Below are 14,622 nucleotides of genomic sequence, written 5' to 3' on the forward strand. Positions count from 1 at the left end.
ATATCTATCGGGAAGCCACAATGATTGGCATAAAAAGCATAGCGAGTTACGTACCGACCGTCGGTATCGATAACTACGCTCAGGGTGCCAAATTCGCCAAAGATGAAGAATTCATCCTCGGCAAGATCGGTTCGGCGTTCCTGCCGCGCAAAGGCGTTGAGCAGGAAACCTCGGACCTGTGCGTTGAAGCGGTCAACGCATTGTTCGCCAATAACCCGGACCTCAAACGCGAGTCCATTGATGCACTGATCGTTGTCACGCAGAACGGTGATGAAGAAGGGCTGCCGCATACTGCCGCCATTGTTCAGGACAAGCTGGGTCTGCCGACCCATGTGGCCGCGTTCGATATTTCCCTGGGGTGCTCGGGCTACGTTTACGGCATCTACGCCATGAAAGGCTTCATGGAAGCGGCAGGATTAAAGAATGGTTTGCTGATCACTGCAGACCCTTACTCGAAAATTGTCGATCCGGAAGACCGTAATACCACCATGCTGTTCGGTGATGCCGCTACCGCAACGTGGATGACCGAGGGCGCGCCGTGGCAGTTGGGCAAGTCCAAGTTCGGCACCGACGGTTCGGGTGCTCCGCACCTGAAGGTCAGCGACGGCGTGTTTTTCATGAATGGTCGCCAGGTGTTTAACTTTGCCCTGTTGAAGGTGCCTGCGCATCTGCACGAACTGTTGGACGAGTCGCAGTTGCAAGCCAGTGAAATCGATGCATTCTGCATCCACCAGGGCAGTGCGGCCATTGTCGATGCAGTCGCCCGACGCTTTGAAGGCGAGCCAGAGAAATTCATCAAGGACATGGTCGAGACCGGCAATACCGTGTCTTCGAGCATTCCGCTTCTGCTGGAGAAACATGTATTGACCTCGACATGGAGGCGCGTTGCTATCAGTGGGTTCGGCGTAGGCTTGTCCTGGGGGTCGGCGATTCTTTATCGTGGCTGAATCGTTCAGGCTGTCACAAATAGCGCTACCGGCTTTTCGGTAGCGCTATTTTTTTGTCTGGCGCTTTTGCTGGTGGCTTTTTTGACGTCATTTTTTATGGCGCAAGATCGCTAAGCCCTTGTTTTACAGGGGGTGGCAGTCTGCTAGTAATTTTTTTTAAAAAACCCCTCAAGCAACCTGCCTTGACGACGATAACTATTACGAAGGTTCTCTAGGCCACACCCGGCGGTTGCCAGGGCCGGAAGCCGCAGTACCCAACCAACGAGGAATTCGTCATGGCTTTAACAGTAAACACTAACGTTACATCGTTGAACGTTCAGAAGAACCTGAACAAGGCTTCCGATGCACTGTCGACTTCGATGACCCGTCTGTCTTCCGGTCTGAAAATCAACAGCGCCAAAGACGACGCCGCCGGTCTGCAGATCGCTACCCGCATGACTTCGCAGATCCGTGGTCAGACCATGGCGATCAAAAACGCCAACGACGGGATTTCCATCGCCCAGACTGCTGAAGGCGCGATGCAGGAGCAAACCAACATTCTGCAGCGTATGCGTGAATTGGCCATCCAGTCGCGTAACAGCTCCAACAGTTCCGACGACCGTGATGCGCTGAACAAAGAATTCTCGCAAATGTCGGAAGAGCTGACTCGTATTGCTGACAGCACCCAGCTCAACGGCAAGAATCTGCTGAACACCGCTAGCAACACTATGACCTTCCAGGTTGGTTCTGAAACGAGCTCCGATAACCAAATTTCGATTACTCTGGGTGATCTGAAGGCCACCACTCTGGGTGTTGACAGCGGCACAATTGCGATCTCTGGTGCAGACAGCGACATCCAGGCTAACTTCTCGGCTGCTGTTGACGCGATTGATAGTGCCCTGCAAACCATCAACAGCTCCCGTGCTGACCTCGGTGCTGCACAAAACCGTCTGACCAGCACCATCTCCAACCTGCAGAACATCAACGAAAACGCCAGTGCTGCACTGGGTCGCGTACAAGATACCGACTTCGCTGCTGAAACTGCACAGCTGACCAAGCAACAAACCCTGCAACAAGCTTCCACCGCAGTTCTGGCTCAGGCCAACCAACTGCCATCCGCTGTACTGAAACTGCTTCAGTAATAGCCCGGTGAGTTTTGGCGGGGGAGTGCGAATGTCGCGCTCTCTCGCTTTTTACTTTAAGAGGTGATGGACATGGATATGAACGTCAAGCTGAACTTGTCTTATCCTGCGTCCCAGCAGGCGACGACGACCGTTGCCGATAAGCCTGCACGGAAACCTCTCGCGGAAACTGCACCAGTGGTTACCGTCAAGGATGAAGGTAAAAACGACCGGTCCGAACAGGAAAAACTGAAGATGGCCGTTCAGGAAATTGAAAAATTTGTTCAGTCGGTCAAACGGAACCTTGAATTCTCGATTGACGAGCCTTCAGGCAAGGTTGTTGTAAAGGTCATTGCCAGTGACTCCGGTGAGGTGGTTCGTCAAATCCCCAACGAAGAAGTCCTGAAGTTGGCCAGTAGTTTGAATGATGCAAGCAGCCTGTTGTTCAGCGTTAAAGTCTGACAGTTGGCACAAATATTGTTGCTATGTTCTTTTGGGCGTTGTAGTGGTCAAAAGACCGGCGAGACACTGAAGGGAGTTTCACATGGCGAGTCCAATTCTACCGGGTCTTGGCTTAGGGTCCGGCCTTGATACCTCTGCTATTGTCAAGGCACTGGTCGATTCTGACAAGGCGGCCAAGCAAAGTCAGATTGACCGAGGGGCCAAGGCTAATACTGCAAGTCTCTCTGGTATTGGTACCTTGAAATCCTTGATGGCCGCCTTTGCAAAGTCCATGACTGACTTGGGAAGCACCACCAGTCCACAGTTTCCGGGTTTTGCTGCCACTTCCTCGGATGTGAAAATCGTCACGGCTACCGCGAGTAATACCGCTGTGGGTGGTAGTTACGCCATTGATGTCCAGAATATGGCGACTTCCTCGAAAGTCACCAGTGCGGCTTTTAAGAATGGCGTGACCAGTTCGATAACGGCTGGCCCTCTCACCATCCAGCAAGGCACCTCGACGTATAACCTCACCATCGATAGTGGGGCTACATTGCAATCGGTGCGGGACTCGATCAACGCCGATGCGTCGCTCAAGGCAGCAGGTATCAGTGCCAACATCGTGACCGACTCTTTCGGTTCGCGCCTGGTGCTGGGGTCGACCACTACCGGCTCAGGTTCTGATATCAGGGTCGGCGGCATTCCGGAGTTGACGATCGGCAGTGAAGTTGTGGGTACCACCGACGCACCGATGACCAAGGATTCCGCTGGTATTATTGGCGCTGCCGCTGTTGATGCCAATTTCACGGTCGACGGCATGGCGTTGACCAGCAAGACTAATACGGTCGATAAAGCCATCTCAGGTTTGACGTTGAATCTGGTCGCGAAAGGTGCCACCAGTGTAACGGTGGCCGCTAACAATGATGGTCTGAAGGCATCAATTCAAAAATTCGTCGATTCCTATAATGCCCTCGCCAACGGTATCTCGAAGTTGACTACACCTTCGGTCGGTGCTGATGGTAATCCGGTTTCCGCGGCATTGACTGGTGACGCGTTGCCTCGTTCAATTCTGTCCACAGTTCGCGGCCCATTAGCGGAAACAGGTGCCGGAAATCAGCTCACGGTGCTCGCTCAGTTGGGGATTACCACCAATCAGAAGACCGGCGCACTGGATTTCGATAGCACCAAATTCACCATCGCGATGAATGACAAAAAGCTGGGCGGTGAAGTCCAGGAGTTGTTCACGGGTAGTAACGGACTGCTGGAGCGGATGACCAAGGCGATTACTCCGTTCACGGAAACCGGTGGCATTCTTGATCAGCGCAGCACCAGCTTGAGCAAGACTTCGGCCAAACTGGCTGCCGATCAGGCGGCCCTTGATCGTCGTATTGAAACGCTGACGGCGGTACTGACCAAAAAGTACAACGACATGGATACTTTGGTAGGTAAGCTCAAAGCAACCGCCAGTAACATCACTTCAATGTTTGACGCGATGGCCGCGCAGCGGAAGAACAGCTGATAGCCCATGAACGCCAAAAGCCCGGCAGCGTCGATCAACGCCCCGGGCTTTTGCGTGTCGTGGTTAAAGTTTTTTGACGCATCGTCGATACACTGGTTATACGATCCACAGATTTCTGATGAGGTACAACATGAATCCAATGTTAGCCCTTCGCCAATACCAGAAGATTGGCGCCCAGGCGCAAACTTCCGAAGCCAGTCCTCATCGCCTCGTACAGATGCTGATGGAAGGCGGACTTGACCGGATCGCTCAAGCCAGGGGCGCGATGGAGCGCAAGGATATTCCCAATCGGGGCATTTTCATCAGCAAGGCTATCGGCATCATCGGTGGCTTGCGTGAAGGGCTGGATTTGGAAAACGCCCTCGACACCGTAGGTGAGCTGGACAATCTGTACACCTACATGATGAAGCGTCTGACCGAAGCCAATGTGAAGGGCGATCCAAAGACTCTCGACGAAGTCGCCGATCTGCTTCGCACCGTCAAGGACGGCTGGGACGGTATTGCCGCGCCGGCTCCTCAGTTTTAAGGAGATCACCATGAGTCTTGTATTGCAGCGAATCGAACAAACCCGAGAAGGTCTGGTAGGCGCTCTGGCCGAGCGTAACTGGGAAGCCATCGGTGAGTTGGACCAGTCTTGCCGTTCCTGCATGGAAGACGTCTTGAGTGAACCTTCGGTGGACGAGGCGGCGTTGCGCGATAACCTTGAAGAGTTGCTGGGTGTCTACAAGCAGCTGCTTGAGGCGGCAACGGGAGAGCGCCAGGCAATAGTCGATGAGATGTCGCAGATCCACCAAGCACAAAACGCAGCAAAGGTTTACCATCTGTTCGGTTAATTAACCCCAAGTTAATCCAGACATGTGCGCCATAAATTTGACTGTGCACGGTTTTTTGACTTAACTAGTGGCTGTTCCAGATTTCAGTCGTCTTCAGGCATATTTGTGCCTGCAAGCGTTTAGCTTGCCCCAGCATTTTGGGCATCGAGTTGACTAGGGAAGTTGCTATTGCATGTGGCGTGAAACCAAAATTCTGCTGATTGATGACGATAGCGTCCGCCGCCGCGACCTGGCGGTGATTTTAAATTTTCTTGGCGAAGAAAATTTACCCTGCGGTAGCCATGACTGGCAGCAGGCTGTCGGCTCTTTGTCGTCAAGTCGTGAAGTGATCTGTGTCCTCATCGGGACGGTCAATGCTCCTGGTGCACTTCTGGGCTTGCTTAAGACACTGTCGACATGGGATGAGTTCCTTCCGGTTTTGTTAATGGGCGATAATTCTTCCATTGACCTGCCGGAAGACCAGCGTCGGCGGGTGCTTTCGACCCTTGAAATGCCGCCCAGCTACAGCAAGTTGCTCGATTCGCTGCACCGTGCCCAGGTCTATCGCGAGATGTACGACCAGGCCCGCGAGCGCGGTCGTCATCGCGAACCCAATCTTTTCCGCAGTCTTGTCGGCACCAGCCGGGCGATTCAACACGTGCGCCAGATGATGCAGCAAGTCGCTGACACCGATGCCAGCGTGCTGATCCTCGGTGAGTCCGGCACCGGCAAGGAAGTGGTTGCGCGCAACCTGCATTACCATTCCAAGCGCCGCGAAGCGCCGTTTGTGCCGGTCAACTGCGGGGCGATCCCTGCCGAGTTGCTGGAAAGCGAATTGTTCGGCCACGAGAAGGGCGCCTTCACCGGGGCGATCACCAGCCGCGCCGGTCGATTCGAACTGGCCAACGGCGGCACCCTGTTCCTCGATGAAATCGGCGACATGCCGCTGCCGATGCAGGTCAAGTTGCTGCGCGTGTTGCAGGAGCGCACCTTCGAGCGCGTGGGCAGCAACAAGACCCAGAGCGTCGACGTGCGCATCATTGCCGCGACCCACAAGAATCTCGAAAGCATGATCGAGATCGGTACCTTCCGCGAAGACCTGTACTACCGCCTGAACGTGTTCCCGATCGAAATGGCGCCGCTGCGTGAGCGCGTCGAAGACATTCCGCTGCTGATGAACGAGCTGATCTCGCGCATGGAGCACGAGAAGCGCGGTTCGATCCGTTTCAACTCGGCGGCGATCATGTCGCTGTGCCGCCATGGCTGGCCGGGCAACGTCCGCGAACTGGCCAACCTGGTGGAGCGCATGGCGATCATGCATCCATACGGCGTGATCGGCGTAGTCGAGTTGCCGAAGAAATTCCGCTACGTCGACGATGAAGATGAGCAAATGGTCGACAGCCTGCGCAGCGATCTGGAGGAGCGCGTGGCCATCAACGGCCATACCCAGGACTTCACCGCCAATGCCATGCTGCCGCCGGAAGGCCTGGACCTGAAGGACTACCTCGGTGGCCTGGAGCAGGGGCTGATCCAGCAAGCGCTGGATGATGCCAACGGTATTGTGGCCCGCGCAGCCGAGCGCCTGCGCATTCGTCGTACCACGCTGGTGGAAAAGATGCGCAAGTACGGCATGAGCCGTCGTGATGGAGACGAACAGGCGGATGATTGACGCCTGTTTTTCAACTCATTCATTTATAAGCAGTTTTTTTTAGGCACGGGTATTGCTACGTCCCTCGCAACGTTCCGTTTCACTGACGGTCAGCCAAGCGAGAGAGCACGATGCCCCAAGCCGCCCAGATGTCTCCTGTCCCTGATGCTTCGCGGCAACCGTCCTCCGCGGAGCAGGCGAGCCGGCTTGGCCTTGAGCAGGCATTCGCGCTGTTCAATCAGATGTCCAGTCAGTTGACCGATTCCTACAGCATGCTTGAAGCCCGGGTCACCGAGCTCAAGGGTGAATTGGCGGTGGTCAGCGCCCAGCGCATGCAGGAGCTCGCAGAAAAAGAACGCCTGGCCAACCGTCTGCAAAACCTCCTCGATCTGTTACCCGGCGGTGTCATCGTCATTGACGCCCAGGGCATCGTGCGCGAAGCCAATCCGGCGGCGTGCGAGTTGCTGGGGCTGCCGCTGGAGGGTGAATTGTGGCGCCACGTCATTGCCCGCTGTTTTGCGCCGCGCGAAGACGATGGTCATGAAGTCTCCCTCAAGGATGGTCGGCGCCTGTCGATCGCCACGCGCTCGCTGGACGCCGAGCCTGGCCAGTTGGTGTTGCTCAACGACCTGACCGAAACCCGCCACCTGCAGGATCAACTGGCCCGTCATGAGCGGCTGTCGTCGCTGGGGCGCATGGTCGCTTCGTTGGCGCATCAGATACGCACGCCGTTGTCCGCCGCGTTGCTGTATGCCAGTCACTTGACCGAGCAGGAGCTACCGGTCGCTACCCAGCAACGCTTTGCCGGGCGTCTCAAGGAGCGCCTGCACGAACTGGAGCACCAGGTGCGCGACATGCTGGTCTTCGCCCGGGGCGAGTTGCCGCTGACCGACCGCGTGACGCCAGGCCAATTGATGCAATCGTTGCAAGCGGCGGCGTTGACCCACGTACAGGATCTGCCGATCCGCTGGCAGTGCGACAGTCATTCGGGGGAGTTGCTGTGCAATCGCGATACCCTGGTCGGCGCGATCCTCAATCTGATCGAGAACGCCATTCAGGCCAGTGCCGGTCAAGTGCGCCTCAAGATTCACCTCTACACCCGCGGCAACAACCTGCGTCTGTGCGTCAGTGACAGTGGCTCCGGTATCGATGTCGCCGTCCTGGCGCGATTGGGCGAGCCCTTTTTTACCACCAAGGCCACCGGCACGGGTCTTGGCCTGACCGTGGTCAAGGCAGTGGCGCGTGCTCATCAGGGACAATTGCAGTTGCGCTCGCGGCTCGGTCGCGGCACCTGCGCGCAGGTGATCCTGCCGTTGTTCAGCAGCGCTCAAGGAGCGGAGTGACACAGATGGGTATCAAGGTTCTGTTGGTCGAAGATGATCGCGCATTGCGCGAGGCGCTGGCCGATACGCTGTTGCTCGCGGGCCACGATTACAAGGCGGTGGGCTCGGCAGAGGAGGCGTTGCTTGCCGTCGGTGGCGAAGCCTTCAGCCTGGTGATCAGCGACGTCAACATGCCGGGCATGGACGGCCACCAGTTGCTGGGCCTGCTGCGAGCGCGGCAGCCGCAGTTGCCGGTGTTGCTGATGACGGCTCACGGTGCGGTCGAGCGTGCGGTCGACGCGATGCGCCAAGGGGCGGCGGACTATCTGGTCAAGCCATTCGAGCCCAAGGCGTTGCTCGATCTGGTGGGGCGTCATGCCCTGGGCAGTCTCGGCCTGGTCGAGGGTGAAGGGCCGATAGCATTCGAGCCGGCGAGCGCGCAGTTGCTCGAATTGGCAGCGCGGGTCGCACGCAGCGATTCCACGGTGTTGATCTCGGGTGAGTCGGGCACGGGCAAGGAAGTGCTGGCGCGCTACATCCATCAGCATTCTCATCGCGCCCGTCAGCCGTTCATTGCGATCAACTGCGCAGCGATCCCGGACAACATGCTCGAAGCGACCTTGTTCGGGCACGAGAAGGGTTCCTTCACCGGCGCCATTGCCGCGCAAGCCGGCAAGTTCGAGCAGGCCGACGGCGGCACCATTCTGCTCGACGAAATTTCCGAAATGCCCCTGGGGCTCCAGGCCAAGCTGCTGCGCGTGCTGCAAGAGCGCGAGGTCGAAAGGGTGGGGGCGCGCAAGCCGATCACCCTGGACATTCGTGTGGTCGCCACCACCAATCGCGACCTGGCGGGTGAAGTGGCAGCAGGGCGTTTTCGCGAAGATCTTTACTATCGCCTGTCGGTGTTTCCCCTGGCCTGGCGCCCATTGCGCGAGCGCACCGCCGACATCCTGCCGCTGGCCGAGCGTCTGCTGGCCCGGCACATCAATAAAATGAAGCATTCGGCTGCCAGGTTGTCCCCCGAAGCCCAGGCGTGCCTGATCGGTTATCCGTGGCCGGGTAACGTGCGTGAGCTGGACAACGCGATTCAGCGTGCGCTGATCTTGCAGCAGGGCGGCTTGATCCAGCCGCAGGATTTCTGCCTGGCCGGGCCGGTGGCTTGTGCGCCACTGCCTGCGTTGGCGCAGGCGCCGGTGTGTTCTGTGGAAGTCGGATCCGAGTCGGCCGGTGCGCTGGGCGATGACCTGCGTCGCCGTGAATTCCAGATGATCATCGATACCCTGCGCGCCGAGCGCGGTCGTCGCAAAGAGGCGGCCGAGCGCCTGGGTATCAGCCCGCGAACCCTGCGCTACAAGCTGGCGCAGATGCGCGATGCCGGCATGGATGTGGAAGCCTTTTTGTTCGCGACCTGAATGTGGGTTTGGTAGTCAGGAGGGCTTTTGTTCAGAGTGGCCATGGAGCTGGCACCCTTGTTGCTAACACCTCACTACCCGCCGAGTGAGTGTCAAAAAATTGCGGGTCGTCAAAGAGAGAAACCATGAGCCAAGGTATTGAATTCAATCGGTTGATGCTGGATATGCGCGCCATGCAAATGGATGCCATGTCTGCGCCGAAATCGACTGCCGTCCCTGAAATGACGGGCAGCAGCTTTTCCGACATGTTCGGTCAGGCTATCAATAAAGTGAACGACACCCAGCAGGCTTCCACGCAGTTGGCCAGTGCGTTCGAAATCGGCAAAAGCGGCGTCGATCTCACGGACGTAATGATTTCCTCGCAGAAGGCCAGTGTGTCGTTCCAGGCGTTGACCCAGGTGCGCAACAAAGTGGTCCAGGCCTACCAAGACATCATGCAGATGCCGGTTTAAAGGACGAGATTGAGTCATGGCAGAAGCAGTCGCCGATAACGTTCCGGCCAAGGCCGCTCCAATAGACGGCAAACCGCCGCTGTTCGGGTTGTCCTTCCTGGAAAACCTCTCCGAGATGACCATGTTGCGTCAGGTGGGCCTGTTGGTCGGCCTGGCGGCAAGCGTGGCGATTGGTTTTGCCGTGGTGTTGTGGTCCCAGCAACCGGACTATCGGCCTCTGTACGGCAGCCTTGCCGGCATGGATGCCAAGCAGGTCATGGATACCCTGGCCTCCGCCGATATCCCGTACACCGTCGAACCCAATTCCGGAGCCTTGCTGGTCAAGGCCGATGACCTGTCCCGTGCGCGGCTCAAGCTCGCGGCCGCTGGTGTCACTCCCAGCGATGGCAACATCGGTTTTGAAATCCTCGACAAGGAACAGGGACTGGGCACCAGCCAGTTCATGGAAGCGACCCGCTACCGTCGCGGCCTCGAAGGCGAACTGGCCCGCACCATCTCCAGCCTGAACAACGTCAAGGGTGCCCGCGTGCACCTGGCGATCCCGAAAAGTTCGGTGTTCGTGCGCGACGAGCGCAAGCCGAGCGCATCGGTTCTGGTTGAACTCTATTCCGGTCGCTCCCTGGAACCCGGCCAGGTCGTAGCCATCATCAACCTGGTGGCAACCAGTGTTCCCGAACTCAGCAAGTCGCAGATCACCGTGGTCGACCAGAAGGGCAACCTGCTTTCCGATCAGGCGGAAAACTCCGAGCTGACCATGGCCGGCAAGCAGTTCGACTACAGCCGTCGCATGGAAAGCATGCTCACCCAGCGCGTGCACAACATCCTGCAGCCGGTGCTGGGCAACGACCGTTACAAGGCCGAAGTCTCGGCTGACGTGGATTTCAGTGCGGTCGAATCGACTTCCGAGCAATTCAACCCGGATCAACCGGCATTGCGCAGCGAACAGTCGGTCAACGAACAGCGTACCGCCAGCAATGGCCCGCAAGGCGTGCCGGGTGCCCTGAGCAACCAGCCGCCAGCGCCGGCCTCCGCGCCGCAGACCACCGGCGGCACTCCGGGGGCAGCAGGCATGGTGCAACCGGGCCAGCCACTGGTTGATGCCAACGGCCAGCAAATCATGGACCCGGCCACCGGTCAGCCGATGCTCGCGCCGTACCCGGCGGACAAGCGTCAACAATCGACCAGGAACTTCGAACTCGATCGCTCCATCAGCCACACCAAGCAGCAGCAGGGCCGGTTGAATCGCCTGTCGGTGTCGGTAGTCGTTGATGATCAGGTCAAGATCAACCCGGCCAACGGCGAAACCACCCGTGCGCCGTGGACCGCCGATGAATTGGCGCGCTTCACTCGCCTGGTGCAGGACGCGGTCGGCTTCGATGCCAGCCGTGGCGACAGTGTCAGCGTGATCAACATGCCGTTCTCCGCCGAGCGCGGTGAGGTGATTGCCGAAATTCCGTTCTACTCCCAGCCGTGGTTCTGGGACATCGTCAAGCAAGTGCTGGGCGTGCTGTTCATTCTGGTGCTGGTGTTCGGTGTGCTGCGTCCGGTGCTCAACAACATCACCGGTGGCGGCAAGGGCAAGCAGCTTGTTGGTTTGGGTAGCGACGTCGAGTTGGGCGGCATGGGCGGCCTGGACGGCGAACTGGCCAACGACCGTGTCAGCCTCGGTGGCCCGACCAGCATCCTGCTGCCGAGTCCGAGCGAAGGCTATGACGCTCAGTTGAACGCAATCAAGAGTCTGGTGGCAGAAGATCCGGGTCGTGTGGCCCAGGTCGTGAAAGAGTGGATTAACGCAGATGAGTGATAACCGAGCCGTTGCCGCCAAACTGTCCAAGGTCGACAAAGCCGCAATCCTGTTGCTGTCCCTGGGCTCCACCGACGCCGCCCAGGTGCTGCGTCACATGGGCCCCAAAGAAGTCCAGCGCGTGGGCGTGGCGATGGCCCAGATGGGGAATGTGCACCGCGAGCAGGTCGAACAGGTGATGAGCGAGTTCGTCGATATCGTCGGCGACCAGACCAGCCTGGGCGTCGGCTCCGACGACTATGTGCGCAAGATGCTCACCCAGGCCCTGGGCGAAGACAAGGCCAACGGCCTGATCGACCGCATCCTGCTCGGTGGCAACACCAGCGGCCTCGACAGCCTGAAATGGATGGAGCCGCGCGCCGTCGCCGACGTGATCCGTTATGAGCACCCGCAGATCCAGGCGATCGTGGTGGCGTATCTCGATCCGGACCAGGCCGGTGAAGTGCTCGGCAACTTCGACCACAAGGTGCGGCTGGACATCATTTTGCGGGTGTCCTCGCTGAACACCGTACAGCCAGCGGCCCTGAAAGAGCTCAACCAGATTCTCGAGAAGCAGTTCTCCGGCAACTCGAATGCCTCGCGCACCACCCTGGGTGGCATCAAGCGCGCGGCGGACATCATGAACTTCCTCGACAGCTCGATCGAAGGCCAGCTCATGGACTCGATCCGCGAAGTCGACGAAGACCTGTCCGGCCAGATCGAAGACCTCATGTTCGTATTCAACAACCTGGCCGACGTCGACGACCGAGGTATCCAGGCACTGTTGCGCGAAGTGTCCTCCGACGTGCTGGTACTGGCCCTCAAAGGGTCGGACGAAGGCGTCAAGGAAAAGATCTTCAAGAACATGTCCAAGCGTGCGGCCGAACTGTTGCGCGACGACCTGGAAGCCAAGGGCCCGGTGCGCGTCAGCGACGTGGAAACCGCGCAGAAGGAAATCCTCACCATTGCCCGCCGTATGGCCGAAGCCGGGGAAATCGTTCTCGGCGGCAAAGGCGGCGAGGAAATGATCTAACACCATGGTCAAGAATGATGATGCACCCACTGACCTGATCCGGGCCAGGGATGTCAGTGGCTTCGAGTCCTGGGCGCTGCCCAGTTTCGACCCGCCGGAACCCGAGCCAGAACCTGCGCCTGAACCCGAACCGCCGGAAATGGAAGAGGTGCCGCTGGAGGAGGTCCAGCCACTGACCCTGGAAGAACTCGAAAGCATTCGCCAGGAGGCCTACAACGAAGGTTTCGCGGTGGGTGAGAAGGAGGGCTTCCACAGCACCACGCTCAAGGTCCGCCAGGAAGCCGAACAGGCGCTGGCACCGAAGCTTGCCGGGCTGGAACAGTTGATGGCGCACTTGTTCGAGCCCATCGCCGGGCAGGACACCCAGATTGAAAAGTCCCTGGTCGAGCTCGTGCAGCACATCACCAGGCAAGTGATCCAGCGCGAACTGGCCATCGACTCGACGCAGATCGAACACGTCATGCGCGAAGCACTCAAGCTCTTGCCGTTGGGCGTGGGCAATGTGCGGCTGTACATCAATCCCCAGGACTTCGCACAGGTCAAAGCCCTGCGCGAGCGTCATGAGGAAACCTGGCGCATCGTCGAGGACGAATCGCTGTTGCCCGGCGGTTGCCGGGTCGAGACCGAACACAGCCGCATCGACGCCACGGTCGAAACCCGTGTCGTGCAGGTGATGGACAAACTGTTCGATCAATTGCACGAGCAGGCCTTGCACCCGGCCGCGCCGGACCTGAGCCTGGAACTGCCGATCGACAGCAAGCCTGCGGCCGCGCCAGAAGCGGATGCACCTGATGCGCCTTGAACGCACCAGCTTCGCCAAGCGCCTGGGCAGTTACGCCGAGGCGACTGAATTGGCCGGCGCGCCGATCCTTGAGGGCCGCTTGTTGCGCATGGTCGGCCTGACCCTCGAAGCCGAAGGTCTGCGCGCCGCCATGGGTAGCCGCTGCATGGTGATCAACGACGACAGCTATCACCCGGTGCAGGTCGAAGCCGAAGTCATGGGCTTCTCCGGCAGCAAAATCTTTCTGATGCCGGTCGGCAGCGTTGCTGGTATTGCACCCGGCGCCCGCGTTGTTCCCCTGTCCGATACCGGTCGCCTGCCCATGGGCATGAGCATGCTCGGGCGGGTGCTCGATGGCGCCGGTCGGGCGCTGGACGGCAAGGGCGGGATGAAGGCCGAGGACTGGGTGCCGATGGATGGCCCGACCATCAACCCGCTCAAGCGCGAACCGATCAGCGAGCCGCTGGACGTGGGCATCCGATGCATCAACGGCATGTTGACGGTGGGGCGCGGCCAGCGTCTCGGGCTGTTCGCCGGTACCGGTGTCGGTAAATCCGTGCTGTTGGGCATGATGACCCGCTTCACCGAGGCCGACATCATCGTCGTCGGGCTGATCGGTGAGCGGGGGCGTGAAGTTAAAGAGTTCATCGAGCACATCCTCGGTGAAGAAGGGCTCAAGCGTTCAGTGGTGGTAGCGTCTCCGGCGGACGATGCGCCGCTGATGCGTCTGCGCGCGGCCATGTACTGCACGCGCATCGCCGAATATTTCCGCGACAAGGGCAAGAACGTCCTGTTGCTCATGGATTCGCTGACCCGTTTCGCCCAGGCCCAGCGGGAAATCGCCCTGGCCATCGGTGAGCCGCCAGCGACCAAGGGCTATCCGCCGTCGGTATTCGCCAAGCTGCCGAAACTGGTGGAACGGGCCGGCAACGCGGAGAAAGGTGGTGGTTCGATCACTGCGTTCTACACCGTGCTGTCCGAAGGCGATGACCAGCAGGACCCGATTGCCGACTCGGCGCGGGGCGTGCTCGACGGGCACATCGTGCTGTCGCGGCGCCTGGCCGAGGAAGGGCATTACCCGGCCATCGATATCGAGGCCTCCATCAGCCGGGTCATGCCGGCGGTGGTGTCGCCGGAGCACATGATGCGCGCGCAGTACTTCAAGCAATTGTGGTCGCGCTATCAGCAGAGTCGCGACCTGATCAGCGTTGGCGCCTACGTCGCCGGTGGTGATCGCGAGACCGACCTGGCGATTTCCCTGCAACCGCAACTGGTCAAATACCTGCGTCAGGGCCTCAACGACAGCATCAGCCTGGGCGAAAGCGAAGCGTATCTGGCCTCGATCTTCGCGCCCGCGGCAGGTGGTTAAGCG

General features: G+C 59.0%; 14 protein-coding genes. All 14 read left to right on the plus strand.

Annotation, left to right across the window (positions count from 1 at the left end):
- The first annotated feature begins 20 nt into the window (after positions 1-20).
- The 14 genes from ACM6IT_RS10085 (at position 21) to fliI (ending at position 14,619) form a co-directional block, all read left to right on the plus strand.
- Complete coding sequence (locus ACM6IT_RS10085; RefSeq protein ID WP_414913089.1) at positions 21-947, plus strand: ketoacyl-ACP synthase III; 927 nt, start codon at positions 21-23, stop codon at positions 945-947.
- A 275-nt stretch (positions 948-1,222) separates the two neighbouring features.
- Complete coding sequence (locus tag ACM6IT_RS10090; RefSeq protein ID WP_414913090.1) at positions 1,223-2,068, plus strand: flagellin domain-containing protein; 846 nt, start codon at positions 1,223-1,225, stop codon at positions 2,066-2,068.
- Between the two features lie 72 nt (positions 2,069-2,140).
- Positions 2,141-2,509, plus strand: a complete 369-nt coding sequence (locus ACM6IT_RS10095; protein WP_414913091.1) for a flagellar protein FlaG — start codon at positions 2,141-2,143, stop codon at positions 2,507-2,509.
- 82 nt (positions 2,510-2,591) lie between these two features.
- Positions 2,592-4,007 carry a flagellar filament capping protein FliD gene (gene fliD / locus ACM6IT_RS10100; RefSeq protein ID WP_414913092.1) on the plus strand — a complete coding sequence of 472 codons (1,416 nt, stop codon included), beginning with the start codon at positions 2,592-2,594 and terminating at the stop codon, positions 4,005-4,007.
- A 130-nt stretch (positions 4,008-4,137) separates the two neighbouring features.
- Positions 4,138-4,533 (plus strand): flagellar export chaperone FliS, encoded by a 396-nt coding sequence (gene fliS / locus ACM6IT_RS10105; RefSeq protein ID WP_414917914.1) that lies wholly within the window; start codon positions 4,138-4,140, stop codon positions 4,531-4,533.
- A 10-nt stretch (positions 4,534-4,543) separates the two neighbouring features.
- On the plus strand, positions 4,544-4,840 hold the full coding sequence (gene fliT, locus ACM6IT_RS10110) for a flagellar protein FliT (RefSeq protein ID WP_414913094.1): 297 nt from the start codon (positions 4,544-4,546) through the stop codon (positions 4,838-4,840).
- A gap of 172 nt (positions 4,841-5,012) precedes the next feature.
- A complete protein-coding gene (locus ACM6IT_RS10115; RefSeq protein WP_046037712.1) occupies positions 5,013-6,488 on the plus strand; it encodes a sigma-54 dependent transcriptional regulator in 1,476 nt (491 codons plus the stop codon).
- A 110-nt stretch (positions 6,489-6,598) separates the two neighbouring features.
- On the plus strand, positions 6,599-7,810 hold the full coding sequence (locus ACM6IT_RS10120) for a sensor histidine kinase (RefSeq protein WP_414917915.1): 1,212 nt from the start codon (positions 6,599-6,601) through the stop codon (positions 7,808-7,810).
- Between the two features lie 5 nt (positions 7,811-7,815).
- Complete coding sequence (locus ACM6IT_RS10125; RefSeq protein ID WP_414913096.1) at positions 7,816-9,201, plus strand: sigma-54-dependent transcriptional regulator; 1,386 nt, start codon at positions 7,816-7,818, stop codon at positions 9,199-9,201.
- Between the two features lie 125 nt (positions 9,202-9,326).
- A complete protein-coding gene (gene fliE / locus ACM6IT_RS10130; RefSeq protein ID WP_008052868.1) occupies positions 9,327-9,653 on the plus strand; it encodes a flagellar hook-basal body complex protein FliE in 327 nt (108 codons plus the stop codon).
- 16 nt (positions 9,654-9,669) lie between these two features.
- Positions 9,670-11,457 carry a flagellar basal-body MS-ring/collar protein FliF gene (fliF, locus tag ACM6IT_RS10135; RefSeq protein ID WP_414917916.1) on the plus strand — a complete coding sequence of 596 codons (1,788 nt, stop codon included), beginning with the start codon at positions 9,670-9,672 and terminating at the stop codon, positions 11,455-11,457.
- A complete protein-coding gene (gene fliG / locus ACM6IT_RS10140; protein WP_007983391.1) occupies positions 11,450-12,469 on the plus strand; it encodes a flagellar motor switch protein FliG in 1,020 nt (339 codons plus the stop codon). Before fliF ends, fliG begins: the two co-directional genes overlap by 8 nt.
- Before the next feature lie 4 nt (positions 12,470-12,473).
- Positions 12,474-13,271: a flagellar assembly protein FliH gene (fliH, locus tag ACM6IT_RS10145; protein ID WP_056721572.1), complete on the plus strand. Its 798-nt coding sequence runs from the start codon at positions 12,474-12,476 to the stop codon at positions 13,269-13,271.
- Positions 13,261-14,619, plus strand: coding sequence for a flagellar protein export ATPase FliI (gene fliI, locus ACM6IT_RS10150; protein WP_056721574.1), 1,359 nt, complete (start codon positions 13,261-13,263; stop codon positions 14,617-14,619). Before fliH ends, fliI begins: the two co-directional genes overlap by 11 nt.
- Positions 14,620-14,622: the final 3 nt, after the last annotated feature.

The organism is Pseudomonas sp. IT-P4, assembly GCF_949767755.1.
GTDB lineage: Bacteria > Pseudomonadota > Gammaproteobacteria > Pseudomonadales > Pseudomonadaceae > Aquipseudomonas > Aquipseudomonas monachiensis.